This window comes from Kineosporia rhizophila, from assembly GCF_021277265.1.
GTDB classification, from domain to species: domain Bacteria; phylum Actinomycetota; class Actinomycetes; order Actinomycetales; family Kineosporiaceae; genus Kineosporia; species Kineosporia rhizophila.
Genome location: NZ_JAJSOH010000026.1, coordinates 82,964 through 105,829 on the forward strand (window position 1 = coordinate 82,964; position 22,866 = coordinate 105,829).

Below are 22,866 nucleotides of genomic sequence, written 5' to 3' on the forward strand. Positions count from 1 at the left end.
GGCGGCCGGTCGGCCCGTCACCGCCGGAGCTCACCAGCAGCAGGCCGTCGCCGCCTCCCCGCTCCACGGCTATGTCGGACAATGCCGCAGCAGTCGTGTTGTTCGTCACGTCGTCTCCTCGGTAGCGCTCGTCGACTCCTACGCCGACATCCGGACATGACACCGGGCGTTTCGTCGATGTCCATCCTCGCGCGTCGCCGGTCGGGACCAGGCGAGGCTAGTCGGCGCGTCGCCTGGTACTCAAGCCGAGTTCCGCGCTATGAGCGGCGCTCTAGGCCTGTAGCGCCCTCGGATGCGCCGCCACATAGACCTCACGCAGCGTATCCGCAGTGACACGCGTGTACAGCTGTGTGGTGGTTACGGAGGCATGTCCGAGTAGTTCCTGCACCACCCGGACGTCGGCGCCGCCCTCCAGAAGGTGCGTTGCGAAGGAGTGCCGCAGGGTGTGCGGAGAGACCCTCCCGGCCAGGCCGGCGCGGTCGGCAGCACCGGCCAGCACGGCCCAGGCACTCTGCCGGGACAGGGGCCCACCTCGGGCGTTGAGGAAGACGGCGGGCGAGCCCCGCCCCCTTACGGCGAGCGCGGCCCTCCCCCGCACCAGGTAGGCATCGACCGCGGCGACGGCGTAGCTGCCGATCGGGACGATGCGCTCCTTGTCGCCCTTGCCCCTCAGCCGGACCAGGCCCGCCTGCAGGTCGAGGTCGTCGATCGCGCAGCCGACCGCCTCGCTGATCCGGGCGCCGCAGCCGTAGAGCAGCTCCAGGAGTGCCCGATCGCGCAGTCCGGTCGGGGTCTCGGGCGGCCCGGCGGCGGCCAGGACGCTCTCTACCGCCGCGAGGCTGATCGCCTTGGGCAGCCGCTTGGGCGGAGACGGGGGCTGCACCTGGCCCGCCGGATCGATCTGGGTGCGCCCCTCGAGCAGCAGGAACCGGTGGAACCCGCGCACCGCCACCACGTGCCGGGCCGCCGAACTGGCCGAGAGCGCGGCGGCGCCGTCTTCGCCGGTGCGGATGGCGGCGAGGAAGTTGGTGACGTCGCGCTCGGAGACCTGCGCCGGATCGTCGAGGTGGTGGTGCAGCAGGAAGTCGACGTACCGGCGCAGGTCGCGGCGATAGGCACCGAGGGTGTTGGTGGCCAGCCCCCGTTCCACCGCGAGATGGTCCAGGTAACCGCTCAGCGCTTCGTCGAGCGGGGTGGGTGGGCGCGGCGCCTTCCCCGGTGCCTGGCCCGGCAGGCCCGGCACCGGAGAAGGCGACTTCGTGCGAGGTTTCGACGCCCGCGCCCCCGGGGCGGACGTCGGGGGCGCAGTCAGGCCAGCACCTCGGTCAGGGCGACGAACGGCATCTCGTGGGCCTCGGCCACGGGAGCGTTGACCACCGCCCCGTCGTAGGTGTTCAGCCCCAGGCCCAGCGCCGGATCTGCACGCAGGGCCTCGCGCCAGCCTCGCCCGGCCAGCTCGAGCACGTACGGCAGGGTGACGTTGGTCAGCGCGTAGGTGCTGGTGTGCGGCACCGCGCCCGGCATGTTGGCCACGCAGTAGAAGACCGAGTCGTGCACCTTGTAGGTCGGGTCGGCGTGCGTGGTGGGCCGTGAGTCCTCGAAGCAGCCGCCCTGGTCGATCGAGATGTCGACCAGCACGCTGCCCGGCCGCATGGTGGCCACCTGCTCGTTGGTGACCAGCTTGGGCGCCTTGGCCCCGGCCACCAGCACGGCGCCGACGACCAGGTCGGCGTCGCGGATCGCGGTCTCGATCTCCAGCGAGTTCGAGGCCACGGTCTGCAGGTGGCCCTGGTAGATCCGGTCCATCTCGCGCAGCCGCTCGATGTTGCGGTCCAGCAGCACCACCTCGGCCTGCATGCCCAGCGCGATCGCGGCCGCGTTGGCCCCGGCCACCCCGGCCCCGATGATGACCACCTTGGCCGCGTACACACCGGGCGCACCGCCGAGCAGGATGCCCCGCCCGCCCTCGGCCCGCATCAGCGTGTGCGCCCCGACCTGCGGGGCGAGCCGGCCGGCGACCTCGCTCATCGGCGCCAGCAGCGGCAGCGACCGGTCGGCCAGCTGCACCGTCTCGTAGGCGATGCCGGTGACCTGGCGCTTCAGCAGTTCTTCGGTGAGCGGGCGATCGGCGGCCAGGTGCAGGTAGGTGAACAGCACCTGCCCCGGGCGCATCCGCTCGTACTCCGCCGGGATCGGCTCCTTCACCTTCAGCACCAGCTCGGCCCCGGCCCACACCTCGTCGGCGGCGGGAAGGATCCGAGCCCCGGCCGCGACGTAGGCGTCGTCCGAGATCGACGACCCCTCCCCCGCGGCCCTCTCGATGATGACCTCGTGCCCGGCCCGGACCAGCTCGTGCACCCCGGCAGGGGTGATCGCGACCCGGTACTCGTGGTTCTTGATCTCGCGCGGAACGCCGACCCTCACTCGATCAGCCGCCTCTCGTCAGCAGACCCCAGATGATCGCTTCGAGGGCCACTCTAGGACGGACGTCGGACCGGCACCGTGTGACGCGACGCCGTCGGCAGATCATTCGCTGCGGATCGCGTCTGGAACGGAAACTGTCGGTGGCGTGTGATTCGATCTTTCTCATGAGCGGTCGGTTCGTTCCGTATGCGGCCACACCCGGCCGCGCCATCGTGCAGGTCGTCGCCGACATCAGCGTGCTGCTGTGGGTGGTGGCCTGGTACTACGTGGCCAAGGCCGTGCACTCGGCCCTGTCCGCCATCGCCGAGGTCGGGGCCGACGTGCAGGGCGGCGCCAACGGCATCCGCAGCAACCTGAACGGCGCCGGAGACAGCGCGGGTGACATCCCGCTGGCCGGTGACGCACTGGCGAAACCGCTGAACGCGGCGGCCGGGGCCGCGCAGCAGATCGCCGATGCCGGCCAGGGCCTGGACGAGAAGGCCACCGCGCTGGCCATCCTGCTGGCGCTGGCGGTCTCGGTACCGCCGATCCTGGCGCTCGTGGTGCCCTGGCTGCTGCTGCGCCTGCGGTTCGCCCGCCGGGCCGGCGCCACCGCCGCCCTGGCCAACACCGAAGGCGGCGCCGACCTGCTCGCCCTGCGCGCCCTCGCCAACCGCCCCATGCCCAAGCTCCTGAAGATCACCGCCGACCCCCTGGAGGGCTGGCGCACCGGAGACCCAGAGGTAGTCCGCCGCCTCGCCGCCCTGGAACTGAGATCGGCCGGCCTCAAATAGGTCCGCCCAGCACACCGCGCGACCAGGCCCACCCCTCGATCACGGCCAGCCCGGCCCCACCCCTTGATCACGGCCGGCTCAGCCCCCTCGATAACGGCCAGCCCGGCCACACCCCTCGATCACGGCCGGATCTGCCCACTGCGCGAACTCAGGCCGAGTGGGGGCGCGGGCGCTTGGGAGTGCTGCCGGCGCCGACCCGGCCGATGATCGCCTGGGCCACCTGGTCCGCGTTCGTCTCCGGCAGCCAGTGGCCGGCGTCCAGTTCGACGAATCGGTAGCTGGACCGGTGGCTCTCCACCACGTATTCGGCAGATGCCTCGGCGGCCGCGCGGCCCAGGAAGGGGTCTTGCGAGCCCCAGACGTAGGTCAGCGGCAGCTTGGCCCGGCCTGCCGGGGTCGATCGTGAGTACGGCACTCCGCGATACCAGTTGAGCGCGCCGGTGAGGGTGTTCCCCTGTTGCAGCCGCTTGGCGTCCCTCTGGGCCAATGGCTTGGGCAGCCCTGTCCGCAGCAGCATCTGCTGCGCCCGATCACCACGCAGGGCGAGCTCCGGCACCCCTGGCAGCTGGAAAGCGCCCACGTACCAGGACCTCAGGCCTTGCGCACTGCTCCGGGCGGCCTTCGCCAGTGCTGCCGGATGCGGCGTCGAGAGCACGGTCACCGAGCGAAATCGGTCGGCGTGCCGACCGGCCAATGCCCAGGCCACTGCCCCGCCCCAGTCGTGTCCCACCACATGCGCTGTCTTGTGCCCCACCGCGTCCATCAGCGCCAAGACGTCGTCCATGAGCTCCCCCATGGCGTACCTGCGTCGTGAATCCGGCTGTGCGCCAGGCGAATAGCCGCGCTGGTCCGGCGCGATCGTGCGCATACCCGCCGAGTGGAGCAACGGCTCCAGCTTCAGCCAGCACGTGGAGGTCTGCGGGAAACCGTGCAGCAGGATCACCGGCGTTCCGTTGTCCGGCCCGCTGTCGCGCACGTCGAAGGTCAGGCCGTCCCGGGTGAATCTCTGCATGGCCACAAAGCGTAGATGCGCTCCCACCCTGCGCATCTGAAGAAGGCACACGAGTCCCGCGCCCTTCTGGCACCCCTTCAGGTCTTCACAATGCGCACGCCAACATCACTCTGAGCGCCCGCAGGGGAGGAAGGGGAGTTTGCCGAGAGAATGCTTGGACGTCCAAGCACAGTCTCGAGAAACTCCCTGTCCCGGCTGAGGTCACGCTTAGCTATGCGTCATCACGGACCGAGAGCGATTGGCTCGGCGCGGAGACCGACCCTGTTCGAATGCCACTTGGTGGGCAAGGGCCCGCCCAGAGGCCCCGGCTCGGCTCGGCCCGCTCATAGATCCCGACTCGGCTCGGCCCGCTCATAGACCCCGACTCGGCTCGGCCCGCTCATAGACCCCGACTCGGCTCAGAGCCGCTCATAGACCCCGACTCGGGCCCGGCGGCGAGATGCGCGCCGGGGCCCGAGCGGGTTTCACTAGCGGTAGTGGCGGTGGGCGGGCCAGGGGGCGTTGGCGGGGCGGAGGGTGGACCAGTCCGCCGCCTTGGCGGCCGCTGCGGCCAGGATGCCGATCGCTGCGCCGGGGTTGTGGATCTTTCCGGCGAGCACGGCGTCACGGGCCTCTTCGAGGGGGACCCAGCGGGTGGGCATGTTCAGCTCCTCCTCGCCGCGCTGGTACCGCTCGGCCTCGGGCACCTCGGAGATGCCGCGGGCCAGGTAGCAGCGCAGGGCCTCGTTGCTGCCGCCGGGCGAGTTGAACCACTCGGCCAGCAGGTCCCACTGCCCGGCCCGGATGTCGGCCTCCTCCAGCAGCTCCCGCTTGGCCGCCTCGACCGGGTCCTCGCCCGGCACGTCGAGCAGGCCGGCGGGCAGCTCCCAGAGTTCCATCTGCACCGGGTGCCGGTACTGCCGGATCATCAGGACGCGGTCGAACTCGTCCAGGGCCAGCACCGTCACCGCTCCCGGGTGGTCCATCAGTTCCCGGGTGACCTGGCCGCCCTCACCGAGGTCGACCTTCTCCGAGACGATGTTCCAGACCTTGCCCTGGTGGATCAGGTCGTGGGCGATCACCGGCCGGGGGGCCAGGAAGTCTTCCAGCTCCTCGCTCACGCGGTCACCGAGGCGGCGTTGTCCGAAGCCTTGCTGCCCGCAGCCGCCTTCTTCGAGGCGCCCTTGCCCGACGGGGCCGCGTTCTCCGCAGGAGCGGCGTGCTCGGAGGCCTGACGCGGGGTCTCGACCTCGACCAGGCGCTCGGCGCGCTGCCGGTCGACGGCCGCACCGATCAGGCCGGCGAACAGCGGGTGCGCACGGTCGGGGCGGGACTTGAACTCCGGATGCGCCTGGGTGCCCACGTAGTAGGGGTGCACCTCGCGCGGCAGCTCCACGAACTCGACCAGCGACCGGTCGGGAGACATCCCCGAGAAGGAGATACCGGCGTCCTCAAGCTGCTTGAGGTAGTTGTTGTTGACCTCGTAGCGGTGCCGGTGACGCTCGGAGACCTTGGCGCTGCCGTACACCTCCCGCACGATGCTGCCCTCGGCGAGCACGGCCGGGTAGGCGCCCAGCCGCATGGTGCCGCCCATGTCGCCCTCGCCCGAGACGATGTCCTTCTGCTCGTCCATCGTGGCGATGACCGGGAAGTGGGTCTCCGGCTCGAACTCGGTGCTGCTGGCGTCGCCCAGGCCGGCCACGTTGCGCGCGTACTCGATCACCATGCACTGCAGGCCGAGACACAGCCCCAGGGTCGGGATCTGGTTCTCGCGGGCGTAGCGCAGAGCGCCGAGCTTGCCCTCGATGCCACGCACGCCGAACCCGCCGGGCACGCAGATCGCGTCCACGCCGCGCAGCGCCTTCGCAGCACCCTCGGGCGTCTGGCAGGTGTCCGACGCGACCCAGCGGATGTTGACCTTCGCGTCCTGGTCGAACCCGCCGGCCCGCAGCGCCTCGGTGACCGAGAGGTAGGCGTCCGGCAGGTCGATGTACTTGCCGACCAGGGCCAGCTCGACCTGGTGGGCCGGCTCGTGCACCCGGCGCAGCAGGTCGTTCCAGCTGTCCCACTCCACGTCGCGGAACGACAGGCCCAGGCGGCGCACCACGTAGGCGTCCAGGCCCTCGGAGTGCAGCACCTTCGGGATGTCGTAGATCGACGGGGCGTCGACCGCGTTCACCACCGCTTCGACGTCCACGTCGCAGGTCAGCGCGATCTTGCGCTTCATGCTGTCCGGGATCACCCGGTCCGAGCGGCAGATCAGCGCGTCCGGCTGGATGCCGATGTTGCGCAGGGCGGCCACCGAGTGCTGGGTCGGCTTGGTCTTCAGCTCGCCGCTGGGAGCCAGGTAGGGCACCAGCGAGACGTGGATGAAGAGCACGTTCTCGCGGCCGACGTCGCGGCGGACCTGGCGGGCCGCCTCGAGGAAGGGCAGCGACTCGATGTCGCCGACGGTGCCGCCGATCTCGGTGATGATCACGTCGGCCACGCTGGCCTGGGCCCGCATGCGCGACTTGATCTCGTCCGTGATGTGCGGGATGACCTGCACGGTGTCACCGAGGTACTCGCCGCGGCGCTCCTTGGCGATGACCGAGGAGTAGACCTGGCCGGTGGTGACGTTGGCCGACTGGCCGAACTCCACGTCGAGGAAACGTTCGTAGTGACCGATGTCCAGGTCCGTCTCGGCGCCGTCGTCGGTCACGAAGACCTCGCCGTGCTGGAACGGGTTCATCGTGCCAGGGTCGACGTTGAGATAGGGGTCGAGCTTCTGCATCGCGACGCGCAGTCCACGAGCCCGGAGAAGGTGACCGAGGCTGGACGCCGAAAGTCCCTTACCGAGGGAGGAGGCGACGCCACCCGTGACGAAGATCTGCTTGGTGAGTTCCGGTATCCGCTGAGCCACGGGCTTTCACGTTATCAGGGTCTGCGGGCCGTCGTGACCTCAGCCGCCTCGTTCGCCCGGATGGGCTACCGAAGTCCCTTTATCGGCGAGGGGATCTTCATCACTACGGCCGCCCGAGCAACTGCTGGTAACGGTTGTGCCAACGCTGGGTGACCTCGTCCTCGGTCGGCAGCGCCGCGACCCGGGCGCGGGCCCGTTCGGCGAGCTCGGCCGCCTGGGTGGGGTCGGTGAGCAGATCGCGGACGGCGGAAGCAAGCGCTGGTGCCGATCCGGGATCGACGAGCGCACCCGCGTCCTCAAGCAGGTCGGGAACCCCACCCACCGCAGTGGCGACCACCGGAACCCCGGCGGCCATCGCTTCCTGTACCGCCAGCGGGCGGGCCTCCCAGTCGCTGGTGAGCGCAAAGACGTCGGCCTCGGCCAGCAGGGCAGGTATGTCTTCCCGGCGGCCCAGGAAGGTCACTGGGGCGTTGACCCGGTTGCGCCGTAGCTCGAGCTGGTCAAGCAGCTCCAGATCGCCGTCTCCGGCGACAACCCACTGCACCCCGAGGACGTCTGCGGACAGGAGGGCGGCAGCGTCTACCAACACGTCCAGACGCTTCTGGGGGGCAATACGCGAGACGGTCAGCACCAGGGGGCCACGGCGGGGCGGCAGATCAGAACCAACAATGGACGCTTGGACGCTCGTCTCCAGCGGCTCGGCCGAGACGATCGTGAGCTCCGGCCGCTTCGCGCCGAGCTGCGCGGCCCGGGCGACCAGGTCGGACGAGGCGCCGGTGAGCAGGTCGGCGCGAGTGGCCTGGATCTTCTCCGCCGCGGCGAGGACCCGACGTTTCGGCCCCCCTCCGAGCACGGCATTGTGCCAGGTCACGATCACCGGCGGGCGCTGCTTCACCGACGCCGCCGCGAGCACCGTGAGCAGACCGGCCTGGTGCCCGTGGGCGTGCACGACGCTGGCCTCACCGATCAGCCGGCGCAGCGTCTTCAGCGATGCGCTCAGGTTGTGCCGGCCCACCGGCCATTCCGGGACCACGTCCAGCTTCGTCCCGGAGAACCGGGTGGCGGTGATGGGACTGGTGAAAACGCCTACGTCCCAGCCGAGCTGGTCCAGCCCAGCAGCGAGCCCGGCCACGTGCCCGGCCACTCCCCCGGTGGCCGGCCCGGCCACCAACAGCACACGATCCGCACTCATACCTAAGCCTTCCGGGTGATCCGTCCGATCAGCATGCCCAGGTTCCGGCGGTCCAGCACCGCGAGCAGCGCGGTGAAGACCAGCGCCGACACAGTCGCAGCGACCACGCCGGCGAACAGCGACAAGATCACGGACGCTTGCCGCCCGTCCAGTACCAGGTAGGACGTTTCCCGACCGGCCAGCGCAGCGACCAGTGCGGCGATGCCGGAAAGCACCAGGAGGCGGCCCAGCCCAGCTACGGACTCGGCCCCCGCCACCCGACGCAGGGCGAGCACCAGCAAGAACGCCGCGACGGCCATGCCGACGGTGTTACCCCAGGCCAATCCTGTGACTACAGGCGCCAACTGTGCCCCTACGACAGAGCCAATGATGACCGTGCCCCAGCCGAGGGAAGTAGCCACCGCCGCCGCCCTACCCCGTTCGCGGGCGTAGAGGGCACGGCCGATGTGGGCGATCAGCGCGAAGCCGACCAGGCCGGGGGCCATGACAGTGAGGGCGTTGCCCATCTCCCCCAACATCGCCTTCGATCCGGAGGTGGTGTCGATAACGGTGAAGAACTCGCCCACCGCCACTGCGGCACCTGCGAGCACGGCGGTACCGAAGAGCGAAACCAGCACGACCACACGCGTACTGGAGGCTGCAGTCGCTGCGAACCCAGCCTCGTCCCCCTGTGAGGCTTTTTCGGCCAGCCGGGGGAAGGCACTCGTAGCCAGGGGAACAGCAAGCACCGCGTAGGGCAGGAAGTAGACGGCCTGGGTGTACTGGAACACCGGGAAAGCATTGGTGCCGCTACGACTGGCCAGAAGCAGGGCAGTTAGCAACGCGGCCTGTTGCGCCAGGAGGGCTGCGATGCCCGCCGAAGCAAGAGCTAGGCCCCGCCGGGCGATCCCCGGGGGGAAGGTGAGCGTGGGGCGGATACGAATTCCCGCCCGGTAGGTGGGCCACAGCAGGGGCAGCGTCATCACCGCGACGCCCGCCGTGGTTCCCCAGACCAGCCATGCTTCCGCCGCCCGGGGCAGCCCTCGGGCAGCGTCGACGCCTTCGTTGGTGGAGCCGTAGATCAGATAGGCGCCGACCACCACGAGACTGGAGAGCAGGGGCGCCGCGGCCGGCCAGAAGAAGCGGCGGTGGGCGTTCAGTGCGCCGGTCAGGATGACCCCGATGCCGTAGAGCGCGATCTGCGGCGCGAACACGGTGATCATGCGAGCCACCAGATCCTGCTGTGCCGCCAGCTCCAGTTGCCGGGCCGGACCGGCCTGGGCGTCGCCGTCGATCAGGAGCCTGGACAACGGAACGGCAAGCACGGCGAGCAGGATCGAGACCGGCACCAGCACGATCAGCACCCAGCCGATCAGCGCAGAGACGATCTTGTTGATCTCTTCACGACGGCCACGGGCCAGCGGCCCGGCCAGGAGTGGGACCACCGCGCTGGCCAGAGCCCCACCGGCGACCACCTCGAACAGCAGGTTGGGAAGCAGATTGGCAGCCGAGTAGGCCGCGCCCACTCCGCCGGCGCCGACCTGGGTGGAGAAGACCAGCCAGCGGCCGAACCCCACCACCCGTGCCACTGCCGTGACCGCCGCGATCAGAGCAGCCGAGGCCAGCAGCCCCCGGACGACCGGAGCGGCCGCAGTGGCGGGCTCAGGCTGGCCCGCGAGCGCAGCAGCCTGGACATGGTCGGGCGACCCACCGGCCTCAGCGGGCCCGCCGTGGCCGCCCTCCAGACCCTGACCGGTGTGCTGGGCACGGTCGACGAGGTCGTGGCGATCCGCCCGCCGCTCTTCGTCCGGCTCAGAGGATTCCGAGGTGCTCACTGGGCGGGACGTCGGCCCAGCTGGTCCAGCTCGCGCAGTACCGGCGTGTTGGCGATGACCTTGGTGAAGCTGACCTTCTCGCTGGCCAGGGTGAGCCCGCCGACGACCGCCAGCACGGCGAGCTGGCCCTTGCGGTCGAGTCCGCTGACCGCGGCGGTGCCCAGCAGGGCGCCGGCCGCGTTGGCACCGGTGTCTCCGAGCATCGCCTTCTCGGCCAGGTCGAACGGCAGCAGGCCGGCGCCGGCGCCGCAGACCACGGCCACCAGGTTGCCTGCCTTCTCCGGGGCCAAAGCCGCGGGGGCGAAGAGCAGCATGACCTTGATCGCGCGGCCGGGCCGCAGGTCGAACAGGTTCATCAGGTTGGCCGAGCCGGCCACCACGGCGCCCGAGATCAGCGTGTCGGTGGTGCGGCTGAGGCCACGGGTGAAGGCCCCGGCGTCGGCCAGGTCGCGACGGGCGGGCACCAGCAGGGCTGCGGCCAGGCCGGTGGCGCCGATGCCGAGCACCTTCAGGCCGCCGGTGGTGACGTTGCCCCGCGCCAGTTCGCCCAGGTGACCACGCAGGCCCTTGCTCTTGCCGGTCTCGCGCAGGTCGTCGATGGCGCCGAACACGCCGCCGCCCAGCGTGGCCACGACTGCCGCGGCCTTGGTGCGGGCCGGCACGCCCGGCGCGATCAGCACGGCCGCAGCGGTGCCGACCGTGTAGGCCGGGCCCTCGAGCAGGGTCAGGGTCTCGCCCCGGTGGTTCTGCCGTTCCCACAGCTCGGCGCCGCCGGGCGGGAACTTCCTGAGCAGCTTCCAGGCGTCGCGGGCCGCGAAGGCGGCGCAGGCGGCCAGCGAGGCGGTACCGATCAGACGACGGATCACGGGTTGTCTCCCTTGCCTGCGGCGTCGGTGGCCTCGGTGCGGGTGGCGAGCGGTGGCAGGATCCCGTCCACGCCCTCGCCGAAACCGTAGGCGCCGGTCGCCCCGGAGAGCTGTTCCTCCAGGGCCAGCACGGCGGTGACCACACCCATCGCGGTGGTACCGGTGTCGACCGTGGAGACGTCGGCGCTCACTGCCTCGTCGTCGCGGATCGCGGTGATCACACCGCCGGTGGCGGCCGAGGCGGGTCCGGTGGCCACCGCGCCGCCGCCGGTGGCGTCGAGCCGTCCGGCCAGCGCCACGTAGGCCGGGGCCACCTCGTCGGTGTCCGCCGCCGTCGCGGCCGGCTGGCCGGTGGCCTCCGGGTTGGCCGGGACCACCAGCACCGCGCCCGAGGCCAGGCCGTCGAGGTCGCCCTCCACCTCGATCAGCTCGGCCGTGGACAGGCCGTTCAGTGCCGTGGCGGCATCGGCCGAGCCAGTGCCGGAGAGCGTGCTGCCGGCCGCGGAGACCGTGGAGGTGGCCAGCACCTGGGCCAGCCGCTCGGCGGTGGTGCCCTCGGTCGGCACGTAGCCGCTGGGCAGCTCGCCGGCCAGCGTGGACAGGGCCGCAGTGCGGTCGGCCTCCTTGTCGGCGGCCGTCCAGTTCTCGGTCAGCCGGATCCGGCCGGTGACACTGCCCCCGGCCGTGCCGATCGCCTCGGTGAGCGGCTCGACCACGTCGTCCTCGACCCCGGGCAGCGCGATCACGGCGACCGCGCGGCCGGTGAGCGCCCCACCCACCAGGGCGGGCGTGGTGGCCTCGGCGAACTCGTCGCGGTGGGTGACCGCGGCCGAGGCCGTGTCGACCTGCTCGCGCAGCTCGTCGCGGTCGGCCCGGAGCACGCTGACCTGCTCGGTCAGGGTGGAGCCGATCGAGTCCTGCAGCGGGCCGGCGCCCAGCACGATGCCCACGGCCAGGGCCAGGAACACCGAGATGAGCGATACGAGGTGGTACCGGAAGTCGATCATGTGCTGAGAGTTCCCCGCCAGTTCTGCGTCAGTGCCTCGGGGATCGGGTCGGTGAACCAGCCGCGCACCCAGGCGGTGAGGTCGTCCCACCGCGCCCCGATCAGGGAGTAGAAGGTCTGCCCGCCCTCGGTGGAGGCCAGGGCCACGCCCAGCGCGACCAGCCCGGCGATCGCCAGGACGGCCAGCTGCCAGTTGCTGATGCGCTGGCGGTACAGCCGGGAGACGCCCTTGGCGTCGACCAGCTTGCTGCCCACCCGCAGCCGGGTCAGGAACGTGCTGGCCATGCCGGCCCGGCCCTTGTCGAGGAACTCGACCAGGGTGACGTGGGTGCCCACGGCGACGATCAGGGACGCGCCCTTGTCGTCGGCCAGCAGCATGGCCACGTCCTCGCTGGTGCCGGTGGCCGGGAACACCACCGGGTCGACCCCGAGGTCGCGCACCCGCTGCAGACCGGGCGCGTTGCCGTCCCGGTAGGCGTGCACCACGATCTCGGCGCCGCAGGTGAGCGACTTGTCGGAGACCGAGTCCATGTCCCCGACGATCATGTCGGGGGTGTAGCCGGCCTCCAGGACGGCGTCGGCCCCGCCGTCCACCCCGACCAGCACCGGACGGTACTCGCGGATGTACGGGCGCAGCGTGGCCAGGTCTTCCTTGTAGTGGTAGCCCCGCACCACGATCAGCGCCTGACGGTTCTCGAACGAGGTCTTCACGTCCGGGACGCCGACCCCGTCCAGGAGCAGGTCGCGCTCCTTCTTCAGGTACTCCATGGTGTTGGCCGCGAACGACTCCAGCTGGACGTTCAGCCCGGCCCGGGCGTCGTCCATCGCCGCCGACACCGTGGCCGCGTCCTGCTTCGTACCCCGGGCCACCACCTTGTCGCCGGCCCAGATCTCGTTGCCGTCGATCCGGACCCGGGTGCCCTCGGTGATCGTGGTGAGCACCGACTCGCCCACCCCGTCGATCAGCGGGACCCCGGCCGCGAGCAGGATCTGCGGGCCCAGGTTGGGGTAACGGCCGGAGATGCTGGCGGCCGCGTTCACCACCGCGCCGGGCTTGGCCGCGACCAGCGCGTCGGCGGCGACCCGGTCGATGTCGGTGTGGTTGATCACCGCGATGTCACCGGGCCGGAGCCGCTTGGTGAGGTCCTTCGTGCGCTTGTCGACCTTCGCGACCCCGTGCACCCCTGGACCCTCCGCCGGTTCCGGACGGCGGCCTCGGGGCAGGGACGGCAGCTTCACGAGAACGATCGTGCCATGTCCGGAACGGTGCCTCGGCCGGGGAAGGTTCCGGATGACAACGATTCGGAACCGATCACCCGTTCCCGAACCCGATTCAGCGCCGTCCGGTCCTACACCAGCAGGCGATCGGCCTCGGCCATCTCCAGCAGTTCCTCGGCGTGCGCCTGGGCCGACCCCGAGTCCTCCAGGCCGCCCAGCATGCGAGCAAGCTCACGGATCCGGCCGTCGGTGTCGAGGGTGTGCACCCCGCTGCTGGTGACCTCGCCGGAGTGCGCCTTGCGCACCAGCAGGTGCTGATCGGCGAACGCGGCGACCTGCGGCAGGTGGGTGACCACGAGCACCTGGCTGTTGCGGGCCAGCCGGGCCAGCCGGCGGCCGATGCCGAGCGCGGCCTTGCCCCCGACGCCGGAGTCGACCTCGTCGAAGACGAACGTGGGCACCGGGTCGACCGCGCCGAGCACGACCTCGAGGCCGAGCATGACGCGCGACAGCTCACCGCCGGAGGCGCCCTTGCCCAGGGGCCGCGGGGAGGCGCCCGGGTGCGGTGCCAGGAGCATCTCGATCTCGTCGGCGCCGTCCGGGCCGAACGCAACCGGCGGCCCCTCGCCGAGCATCGTCGCCGTGTCCCCGGCCGGGTCGGTCAGGTCGATCGTGCTGTCGGCCGCCAGCACCAGACCGTCCTCGTCGGGCCGGTGCGAGACCTCGACGAACAGCCGTGAACCGGCCATCGACAGCTCCTGCAGCTCGGCGGTGACCGCCTTGCCCAGGCGGGCCGCCGCGGCCCGCCGGGCCTTGGTCAGCGTGACCGCCTGCTGCGCCAGCTTCTGCCGCAGCTGGGCGACCTGGGCCGCGAGCTCGTCCACCGCCTGCTCGTCGTTGTCCAGCTCCAGCAGCCGGACCGACGCCTGCTGCGCCCAGGCCAGCGTGGCGTCCACGTCCTCGCCGTAGCCGCGCACCAGATGGCTCAGCGTGGCCCGGCGGTCCTCCACCGCGGCCAGCCGCACCGGGTCGGCCTCGACACCGGCGGCGTAGGACGCGCACTCGGTGGACAGGTCGTCGACCAGGTAGCCGATCTCGGTGGCCCGGCGGGCCAGCTCGCCCAGCGCCGGGTCGTGCGCGGCGCCACCCTCGAGGGCCCGGCGCACGGTGTTGATCAGCCCGGCCACGTCGTAGCCACCGGCCTCGGCGCCGCCGGACATCGCCTGGTTGGCCGTGGCCGCGGCCTGCTGCAGGCCCTCGGCGTGCGACAGCCGCTGGGACTCGGCCTTGAGCTCGTGGTCCTCCCCCGGCTGGGGGGCGACCTTCTCGATCTCCTCCAGCCCGGCCCGCAGGCGCTCGGCCTCGGCGGCCCGCTCGGCGAACTGCTGGGTGATCTCCTGGTGCTTCTTCTCGGTCCTGCGCAGCTCGCCGTAGGTCTTGCGGTAGGCCGCCAGGGCCTTGGCCACCGTGGTGCCGCCGAACCGGTCGAGCGACTCACGCTGCTTGGCCGTGGACTGCAGCCGGATCTGGTCGCTCTGCCCGTGCACCGCGACCAGGTCACCGGCCAGCTCACCGAGCACCCCGACGGGCACCCCGCGACCGCCCAGGTGGGCCTTCGAGCGCCCGCCCTCGGCCGCGACGGTGCGCGAGACGACCAGCGTGTCGCCGTCGTCCAGCTCCGCCCCGGCCTCCACCGCGCGGGTGGCCGCCGGGCCCTTGGGGTCGAGCGTGAGCCGCCCCTCGACCAGTGCGCTCTGGTAGCCCTCACGCACCGATCCGGGGTCGGCCCGCCCGCCCATGAGCAGGCCCAGTCCGGTGACGACCATGGTCTTACCGGCGCCCGTCTCACCCGTGACGACGGTCAGGCCGGGTCCGAATTCCAGCACCGCGTCGTCGATCACACCGAGACCGCGCAGGTGCATCTCCTGAAGCACGTCGACGACTCTAGGGCAGTTCTTCGACGGTCGGCGAGGTCGGTGGCCCGGATGTGCCCGGGTTCTTCCCGGATCCGCCGTTCGAAACGGTGTTCGAAGGATATTCCGGACCTTTTGCCTGAGCCCCCGACGAATCGGAGTGGGCCACGGCACCCCAGCCGCCCACCGGCCCGTGCGAACCGCGCGTCGCCCGGCCCCGCCAGCCGTGCACCGGCAGCCCGAACTTGGCCACCAGCCGGTCGGTGAAGGGCGGGCGCGCGAGCCGGGCCAACCGCACCGGGACCGCCGAGCGACGGACCTCGACCCGGGCCCCCGGCGGCAGTTCCATGCTGCGGCGGCCGTCACACCAGAGCATCGCCCGGCCGGGCGTGTCCTGAACCAGCTCGACGGCCGGCACCGAGGTCGGCGCCACCACCATCGGCCGGGCGAACAACGCGTGGGCGCTCAGCGGGGCGAGCAACAGCGCCTCCACCTCGGGCCAGACGATCGGTCCCCCGGCCGAGAACGCATAGGCGGTGGAGCCGGTCGGGGTGGCCATCACCACCCCGTCACAGCCGAACTCGGTGACCGGGCGGCCGTCGACCTCGATCACCACCTCGATCATCCGCTCCCGGTTGGCCTTCTCGACCGACGCCTCGTTCAGCGCCCACATGTCGGCGATCCGCACGCCGTCCAGGTCGACGGCGACGTCCAGCGTCATCCGTTCCTCGACCTCGTAGTCCCGGGCCGCCACCCGCTGCACCGTGTAGGCCAGGTCGTCGCGCTCGGACTCGGCCAGGAACCCGACGTGCCCCAGGTTCACCCCGAGCAGCGGCGCGGTGTGCCCGCGCACCAGCTCGGCGCTGCGCAGGATGGTGCCGTCGCCGCCGAGCACGATCACCAGCTCGATCGCCTCCAGCGGGTCGGCCGAGCCGGCCGGGTGCAGCAGCTCCATCGTCTTGTCGGTCAGGCCCTCGGAGTCGCTGGGCATGACGATCGGCTTGATCCCCGCCGCGACCAGCAGGTGGACGAGTTCCTCAGCCGCGGCCACAGCGGCTTCCCGGCCGGTGTGGGCCAGGACGAGCACCCGGCGATCGGGTGTGCTCATGAAGCTCCCTCAGTCAGTCTGTGCCGAACCTCGGCAGGTACGTGGTTCAGCTCGGTCCCTGCGCGATGGCGGTGTCCAGAGCGGCCGGGTCCAGCGGCGGCGCCTCCGCGTGCAACCACAGGAAGTACTCGACATTCCCGCTGGGTCCGGGCAGCGGGCTGGCCACCACACCCCGGACGCCCCGCCCCAGCTCCAGAGCGGTCTGGGCGACCGTTCGCACGGCGTCGGCCCGGATCTCGGGATCACGCACGACCCCGCCCGACCCCAGCCGTTCACGCCCCACCTCGAACTGCGGCTTCACCATGAGCAGCAGATCGGCGTCGGGGGCGGTGCAGGCGATCAGGGCGGGCAGGACCAGCCGCAGGGAGATGAAGGACAGGTCTCCCACCACCAGCGACGGCGCCGGTGCGACCTGCTCGGGGGTCAGCTCGCGGATGTTGGTGCGGTCGAGCACCGTGACCCTCGGATCCTGCTGCAGAGCCCAGACCAGCTGGCCGTAGCCGACGTCCACGGCGACCACGTGTTCGGCCCCCCGACGCAACAGCACGTCGGTGAAACCGCCGGTGCTGGCCCCGGCGTCCAGACAGCGCCGGTTCTCGACGCTCAGTTCGGCGAAATGGTCCAGCGCGCCGGCCAGCTTGTGGCCGCCACGGCTGGCGTAGCCCGGGTCGGAGTCGTCTTGTTTGACGACGATCGCCACCGCCGGATCGACCTGCGTGGCGGGCTTGGTGGCGATCGTGCCGGAGACCAGCACCCGGCGCTCCAGCACGAGTTTCTGCGCTGCATCACGGGAACGGGCCAACTGCCGGCGCACCAGTTCGGCGTCAAGCCTTCGTAGACGTGCCATCGCCGACTAGCTCTCCACGTCCGCGAGGCGGTCCTGCAACGTCTGGTGCGCGGACTCGTAGGCCTCGAGCTGGAAGTCCAGATCGGCACCGGAAGCGTCCGAGACCAGCTCCATCGCTTCGTCGACGGCCTGGTCGCCGGTCACGGGCGGCTTCGGCGCGGCGGCGGGCGGCTCGGGTACGGCCGCGGGCTCTTCCGGCGTGATGCTGCTCTCCGGCCCCTCAGGGGTGACCGTTTCGGGCAGACCAGCGTCGACGGGCGGGTACGCGCTCGTCACGGTGTGCCCTCCGGCAAGTTGGTGGTGCGATGAATAGTCATGCTGGGCGTCACGCTACCGGCCCCAGGGACCGTCGCCCTCCTTGGCGTACAGCGCCTTCAAGAGCTCCTGACCGTCCGGGGTCTCCCCTGAGGCATCCGCGTGCTCCCACGCCGCAACCACTCCGGCGCGCGCCAGGTCGAGGGCGTCTTCACCTGCTTCGAGCACGGTGACCGCCCCGTCTTCCACCCGGGCCCGCGAAGTACCGACCGTGACCACGGCACCGTCGATCTGCGGCCCATTGTGCGCGTCCATCAACCCGTTCAGGTCACGGGCGATCAAGTGAGGACGAGTGTGGGCACCAGCGGCGATCAGATCACTCACCCGGTGGACACCGGTGAGAACGACAAGACCGACCATGTCGGCCGCCCGCGCCCCCTCCAGGTCGGTGTCGAGACGATCGCCCACCACAATCGTCCTCTGGCTGCCGTAACGGGCCGCTGCCTCGAGGAAGAGCGTGGGCTGGGGCTTGCCGGCCACCTCGGGCTGGACCTGGGTGGCGGTGATGACGGCCTGGACCATGGTGCCGTTGCCGGGGGCCGGCCCGTAGGGCGTGGGCACGGTGGCGTCCATGTTGGTGGCGATCCAGGGCAGACCCGCCCGCACCGCGCGGGTGCCCTCGACCAGCAGCTTCCAGTCGATGTCGGGGGTGAAGCCCTGGACCACGGCCACCGGGGACTCGTCCATCGACCCGACCGGCTTCAGCCCGGCCTCGTCCAGCGCCTCATACAGGCCGGCGCCGCCGACGACGAGCACGGGCGACCCCGCGGGCAGGCGCTTGGCGAACAGCGCGGAAGCAGCCTGGGCCGAGTTCACCACGTCGTCGTCCTCGGCGTGCACGCCGAGTTCCCGCAGGTGAGCGGCGACCACCCGCGGCGGGCGGGAGGCGTTGTTGGTGACGAAGGCGGTGCGGGCCCCGGCCGCCCGCACCCGGTCGAGCGCCTCGGGAGCACCGGGCACCGCCTCGGGCCCGATGTAGACGACCCCGTCGAGGTCGAGCAGGACGGTGTCGAACTCGGCGGACGGCGCGCGGTCCAGCCCGATCAGCGTGGAGGAAGAACTCACAGGACGTCACCGTAGTCGTCCACCGGCATCAGGGTGTCCGGCACCTCGACGGAATCGACGACGTCGGTGCCGGCGTCGGTCTCGGGCGCCTCGACCACGAACGACTCGTCGTCCAGGTCGATCAGGGCAGGCTCGTAGACCGGCTCGGGGTCCACCCCGTCGATCAGGTCGATCTCGTCGCCGTCACCCACGTAGACGTCGTCATGAGGAACTGGGGACGTGGTGGGGTCGTCGATCGGTGAGGTCTCGTTCCCGACGGGGCCGGGTTCGTCGAGGACCAGAGTGCGCTGCTCAGGTGCTGACTGCGCCAGAGGCTCGGGCTCGGCCTCCGGCGCGGCGGTCGTGACCAGCTCCAGGCTGTCGGCCGGTTCACCACCGCCCTCGTAGGTGGTGCCGTCGTACTCGTTGCCTGCGGATCCGTCGTGCCCTGCGTCCGTGGAGCTGACCATGGCCGTTCTCCATCCCTGGCCGGCGCCGGCATCCGTGCGGCCGGGTGGCGAAGTGCCACCCGGCCCCGGCAGGGACGGAACGGATCAGTCCTGCCGGTCGGCGCTCCTGTCGGCATCCTCGCGCCCACCGTGTTCGAAGCGCACTTCGAAAGGTGTTCCTGTGGCATTTTCTGCCTTGGCGTCACCGGAACCCTGGCTCGGAGCGGTGCTCCCAGCACTCACCGTGTCCGAGTCGGCCTCTTCGGTGTCCTCGAGGTCCTCATCGTCCTCGTCGTCGAGGTCGTCGTCCTCGTCATCGTCGAGGTCGTCGGCCTGGTCGTCGAGGTCGTCGGTGCTGTCCTCGAGGTCGTCGTCCTCGTCGTCCTCGTCGATCTCGCCGTCCTGGGCGTGGGCGTCCTGGGCCGGCTTCTGCCGGTCGGCGGACCGGGGGGCGTCGTCCCCGCCCTGGCCGTCCTGGTCGTCCTGCTCGCCGTCCTCGTCGTCGTCGTCCCACTCCAGGTCGTAGACCTCGAGCTCGTCGTCGTCCAGGTCGTTCACGCCGGCGGAGCCGTCCGGGTCCTCGGCGATCGCCCGGCTGCGCCAGGACTCGGCCTCCTGCTGCCGCTTGGCCGCCTTGAGCGCCTCGGAGTACGCGAAGCGCAGCCGGGCCAGGCTGGGCGAGCGACGGTTGCTCTCCAGCTCAGGGATCTGCAGCACGACCACGGCCGCGTCGAACTCACCGAGGTCGGCCCGCGCCCCGGACTCCACGATCTTCAGCTCGATCCGGTTGTCGGCGTCGAGGGTCTTGGCCTCTTCGCTGCGCGCCAGCTCCAGCGCGCGCTCCGGCCGGCCCAGACCGCGCTCACAGTCGGCCATGATCGCCAGGTGCTCGTTCGACCCGGTGATCCGGCGCGCGGTGCGCAGCTCGGCGAGGGCATCGGCGTAGCGGCCGGTGCGGTAGGCAGCCAGGCCGGCGGTCTCACGCACCACACCCAGGCGTCCCCCGCGCTTACGGGCGGCCTCGGCGTGCTGCCAGGCCCGCTCGGGGTCGGACTCGATGAAGTAGTTGACGGCGGCCAGGTGCGCCCCTGTCTGCACGGCGACCTCGCGGGTCAGGCCGGACAGTTCATGGCGGACAGCCTTGTCGAGCATCCCCGCGTTGATCCCCTCGGGGATCTCCGGGTCGCGGCCGGCAGCCTTGCGCACCTGCATCGGACGCAGCGCGCGGCCGTCGTCGGAGCGCTGGGTACGCGTGGTCGCGGCGGGACGACGCTCGGAGCGGTCCCGCTGCTCCCGGCCGCCCCAGCCCTGAGACTGCTCCCGGCGCGGACCGCGGTCGCTGCGCTCGGGACGGTCATTACGCTCGCTGCGCTCGGGCGCCGCGTCGTCGCGAGGCGTGCTGCTGTCGCCGGACCGCGCCTCCTGAGGCTTGTCCTCGCCCCAACCACGCTTCTGGCCGGCAAAGCTGCCGCGGTCGTTGCGGTCGCCGCGGAAGCCTTCGCGGTTGGCGAAGCCCCCGGAACGACCACCCCGGTCACCGCCGGAGCGAGAGCCACCACGGTCGTCGTTGCGGTCGCCGCGGAATCCACCACGGTCACCACCCGGCCCACCGGACCGGAAGTTGCTGCTGCTGCGGCCATCACGCTCTCCGCGGAAGCCACCCCGGTCATTGCGGTCGTTGCGGTCGCCGCCCAACCCACCGGAACGGCCGTCACGGTCGCCACCGGAACGGAAACCGCCACGGTCACCACCCTGACCGCCGGAGCGGAAGCCGCCTCCGGAACCACCACGGTCACCACCGGGACCGCTGGAACGGAAACCGCCGCGGTCACCGCCCTGACCACCGGAACGGAAACCACCCCGGTCGCCACCAGAACCACCACGGTCACCGCCGGGGCCACCCGAACGGAATCCGCCCCGGTCGCCACCCGCACCGCCGGAACGGAAACCGCCACCGGAACCACCACGGTCACCGCCCTGGCCACCCGAGCGGAAGCCACCACGGTCGCCACCGTTGGAACCGCCACGGCCACCACCGGGACCGCCGGAACGGAAACCGCCACGCTCGCTGCTGGGACCGCCGGAACGGAAACCGCCGCCGGAACCCCCGCGGTCGCCGCCCGGGCCACCAGAACGGAAACCACCACGGTCGCCACCACGATCAGCACCGGGACCACCGGAACGGAACCCGCCACGGTCGCCACCAGAGCCACCACGGTCGCCGCCAGGACCGCCCGAGCGGAATCCGCCACGCTCGCTGCTGGGACCGCCGGAACGGAATCCACCCCGGTCGCCGCCGCGGTCGCCGCCGCGGTCACTGGAACGGAACCCGTCCCGGTCACCACCCTGACCACCAGAGCGGAAGCCACCGCCGGAACCACCACGGTCACCGCCCGGGCCACCGGAACGGAAACCACCACGGCCACCACCGGGGCCACCAGAACGGAAACCGCCACGGTCACTACTGGGACCGCCGGAGCGGAAACCGCCCCCGGAGCCACCACGATCGCTGCTCGGGCCACCGGAGCGGAACCAGCCACGGTCACCACCGGGACCACCGGAACGGTAGCCACCGCCGGAATTCTCACGGTCACCGCCCGGGCCACCGGAACGGTAGCCACCGCCGGAATTGCCACGATCGCCGCCCGCGCCACCAGAGCGGAATCCGCCACGGTCACCACCGGGACCGCCAGAACGGAAACCACCGCCGGAATTCCCACGGTCACCGCCCGGGCCACCAGAGCGGAAACCGCCACGGTCACCACCGGGACCACCGGGACCACCGGAACGGTAGCCACCGCCGGAACCGCCGCGGTCACCGCGGTCGCCTCCGGAACGGAACCCTTCACGGTCACTGCTGGGACCGCCGGAGCGGAAACCGCCCCCGGAACCACCACGGTCACCGCCCGGGCCACCGGAACGGAACCCACCACGGTCACCACCGGGACCACCAGAGCGGAAGCCACCGCCGGAACCACCACGGTCACCGCCCGGGCCACCGGAACGGAACCCACCACGGTCACCACCGGGACCGCCAGAACGGAAGCCACCGCCGGAACCACCACGGTCACCGCCCGGGCCACCAGAGCGGAAACCGCCACGGTCACCACCGGGGCCACCGGAACGGTAGCCACCGCCGGAACCACCACGGTCGCCGCCCGGGCCACCGGAACGGAAACCGCCACGGTCACCACCGGGGCCACCCGAGCGGAAGCCACCGCCGGAACCACCACGGTCACCGCCGGGACCGCCAGAACGGAAGCCACCGCCGGAACCACCAGGACGTGAGCCACCGCGGTCGCCGCCGGGACCGCCGGAGCGGTAGCCGCCGGAACCACCACGGTCGCCGTCGCGGCCCTGGCCGGAACGGAAGTCACGGTCGCCGGACGGACGGGAGCGTTCACCGTCGCGTGACCAGCCACCTTCGCGGGTCTCACCGGAAGAACGGGAGTTGCGCATGCCGGCGACCCGGCCACCGGAACGGGCATTGTTGCCACCACGGGACGGGGCGCGGTCACGGTCGCCCGCACGCGACTGCCCGTCCCGACCACCACGGGGGCCGGCCGATCCTCTGCTGGGACCGCCCTTGGCGTAGTCGTTCGTTCGAGGACGCTGCCTGTCGGGCTCGCCGGCCATGACTCCCAATCCTTCGTGATTGCTGATGGTGCTTCGTTCGTGGTGCTCGTGATCGATACGTCGTCGTCGCACGCGGAAGCTGCTCGGCCAGGCGGGCGCGCCACATCGAGGACACCCAGCTCCACCGGGTACCGGCGGCCACCACTGTTCAGAAGACGTACCAGTACAACACGAGCCTGGCACTGCTCTCGCCGCCCGCACCCCGGAGGGCCCGAATGGCGGCATGAAAAAACAGTGGTGGCGGCCTGCTCCTCGGGCCGTGTCCGTTACCCCGGAACCCTCGTTAGCCCCTGCGCGGAGCGCGGGTGAGGATTCGACGGGTGAACACGGCCATGAAACCGGAGCGGCCGCCACCACTATCTATGAAG

19 protein-coding genes are annotated in these 22,866 nt (G+C 71.4%); 2 read left to right on the plus strand and 17 right to left on the minus strand.

Annotation, left to right across the window (positions count from 1 at the left end):
* Positions 1-271: 271 nt before the first annotated feature.
* Positions 272-1,234: a site-specific tyrosine recombinase XerD gene (gene xerD / locus LWF15_RS28170; protein ID WP_269810964.1), complete on the minus strand. Its 963-nt coding sequence runs from the start codon at positions 1,232-1,234 to the stop codon at positions 272-274.
* A 74-nt stretch (positions 1,235-1,308) separates the two neighbouring features.
* Entirely contained in the window at positions 1,309-2,424 is a 1,116-nt protein-coding gene (gene ald, locus LWF15_RS28175) for an alanine dehydrogenase (RefSeq protein ID WP_232813977.1), read from the minus strand.
* A gap of 164 nt (positions 2,425-2,588) precedes the next feature.
* Here ald and LWF15_RS28180 point away from each other — a divergent pair, with 164 nt between their 5' ends.
* Positions 2,589-3,197, plus strand: coding sequence for a hypothetical protein (locus LWF15_RS28180; RefSeq protein WP_232813978.1), 609 nt, complete (start codon positions 2,589-2,591; stop codon positions 3,195-3,197).
* A 148-nt stretch (positions 3,198-3,345) separates the two neighbouring features.
* Here the strand turns inward: LWF15_RS28180 and LWF15_RS28185 are convergent, their stop codons facing one another.
* The 15 genes from LWF15_RS28185 to LWF15_RS28255 all read right to left on the minus strand — a co-directional run bounded on the left by LWF15_RS28185 (position 3,346) and on the right by LWF15_RS28255 (position 20,014).
* Positions 3,346-4,209 (minus strand): alpha/beta fold hydrolase, encoded by an 864-nt coding sequence (locus LWF15_RS28185; protein ID WP_232813979.1) that lies wholly within the window; start codon positions 4,207-4,209, stop codon positions 3,346-3,348.
* Between the two features lie 467 nt (positions 4,210-4,676).
* The gene (locus LWF15_RS28190) at positions 4,677-5,309 is read right to left on the minus strand and encodes an NUDIX domain-containing protein (RefSeq protein WP_232813980.1); all 633 of its coding nucleotides are present in this window, start codon (positions 5,307-5,309) and stop codon (positions 4,677-4,679) included.
* Complete coding sequence (locus tag LWF15_RS28195) at positions 5,306-7,090, minus strand: CTP synthase (protein WP_285628001.1); 1,785 nt, start codon at positions 7,088-7,090, stop codon at positions 5,306-5,308. The genes LWF15_RS28190 and LWF15_RS28195 overlap by 4 nt, the downstream gene beginning before the upstream one ends.
* A gap of 103 nt (positions 7,091-7,193) precedes the next feature.
* The gene (locus LWF15_RS28200) at positions 7,194-8,282 is read right to left on the minus strand and encodes a glycosyltransferase family 4 protein (protein WP_232813981.1); all 1,089 of its coding nucleotides are present in this window, start codon (positions 8,280-8,282) and stop codon (positions 7,194-7,196) included.
* Between the two features lie 2 nt (positions 8,283-8,284).
* The gene (gene murJ / locus LWF15_RS28205; RefSeq protein WP_232813982.1) at positions 8,285-10,096 is read right to left on the minus strand and encodes a murein biosynthesis integral membrane protein MurJ; all 1,812 of its coding nucleotides are present in this window, start codon (positions 10,094-10,096) and stop codon (positions 8,285-8,287) included.
* On the minus strand, positions 10,093-10,962 hold the full coding sequence (locus tag LWF15_RS28210; protein ID WP_232813983.1) for a hypothetical protein: 870 nt from the start codon (positions 10,960-10,962) through the stop codon (positions 10,093-10,095). The genes murJ and LWF15_RS28210 overlap by 4 nt, the downstream gene beginning before the upstream one ends.
* Positions 10,959-11,969, minus strand: a complete 1,011-nt coding sequence (locus tag LWF15_RS28215; protein ID WP_232813984.1) for a copper transporter — start codon at positions 11,967-11,969, stop codon at positions 10,959-10,961. Before LWF15_RS28215 ends, LWF15_RS28210 begins: the two co-directional genes overlap by 4 nt.
* Positions 11,966-13,201 (minus strand): putative cytokinetic ring protein SteA, encoded by a 1,236-nt coding sequence (steA, locus tag LWF15_RS28220; RefSeq protein WP_269810967.1) that lies wholly within the window; start codon positions 13,199-13,201, stop codon positions 11,966-11,968. The genes LWF15_RS28215 and steA overlap by 4 nt, the downstream gene beginning before the upstream one ends.
* Before the next feature lie 116 nt (positions 13,202-13,317).
* The gene (gene recN, locus LWF15_RS28225; RefSeq protein WP_269810968.1) at positions 13,318-15,108 is read right to left on the minus strand and encodes a DNA repair protein RecN; all 1,791 of its coding nucleotides are present in this window, start codon (positions 15,106-15,108) and stop codon (positions 13,318-13,320) included.
* A gap of 22 nt (positions 15,109-15,130) precedes the next feature.
* Complete coding sequence (locus tag LWF15_RS28230; protein WP_232813987.1) at positions 15,131-16,207, minus strand: NAD kinase; 1,077 nt, start codon at positions 16,205-16,207, stop codon at positions 15,131-15,133.
* A gap of 46 nt (positions 16,208-16,253) precedes the next feature.
* The gene (locus LWF15_RS28235; protein ID WP_232813988.1) at positions 16,254-17,054 is read right to left on the minus strand and encodes a TlyA family RNA methyltransferase; all 801 of its coding nucleotides are present in this window, start codon (positions 17,052-17,054) and stop codon (positions 16,254-16,256) included.
* A gap of 6 nt (positions 17,055-17,060) precedes the next feature.
* Positions 17,061-17,330 carry a hypothetical protein gene (locus LWF15_RS28240; protein ID WP_232813989.1) on the minus strand — a complete coding sequence of 90 codons (270 nt, stop codon included), beginning with the start codon at positions 17,328-17,330 and terminating at the stop codon, positions 17,061-17,063.
* A 54-nt stretch (positions 17,331-17,384) separates the two neighbouring features.
* Positions 17,385-18,434, minus strand: a complete 1,050-nt coding sequence (locus LWF15_RS28245) for an HAD-IIA family hydrolase (protein ID WP_232813990.1) — start codon at positions 18,432-18,434, stop codon at positions 17,385-17,387.
* The gene (locus tag LWF15_RS28250) at positions 18,431-18,883 is read right to left on the minus strand and encodes a hypothetical protein (RefSeq protein ID WP_232813991.1); all 453 of its coding nucleotides are present in this window, start codon (positions 18,881-18,883) and stop codon (positions 18,431-18,433) included. The genes LWF15_RS28245 and LWF15_RS28250 overlap by 4 nt, the downstream gene beginning before the upstream one ends.
* Before the next feature lie 84 nt (positions 18,884-18,967).
* Positions 18,968-20,014 carry a tetratricopeptide repeat protein gene (locus LWF15_RS28255; RefSeq protein WP_232813992.1) on the minus strand — a complete coding sequence of 349 codons (1,047 nt, stop codon included), beginning with the start codon at positions 20,012-20,014 and terminating at the stop codon, positions 18,968-18,970.
* On the opposite strand from LWF15_RS28255, the gene LWF15_RS28260 reads away from it, so the two are divergent.
* A complete protein-coding gene (locus tag LWF15_RS28260; protein WP_232813997.1) occupies positions 19,991-22,150 on the plus strand; it encodes a hypothetical protein in 2,160 nt (719 codons plus the stop codon). The two genes, LWF15_RS28255 and LWF15_RS28260, sit on opposite strands and share 24 nt — an antisense overlap.
* Positions 22,151-22,866 lie beyond the last annotated feature (716 nt).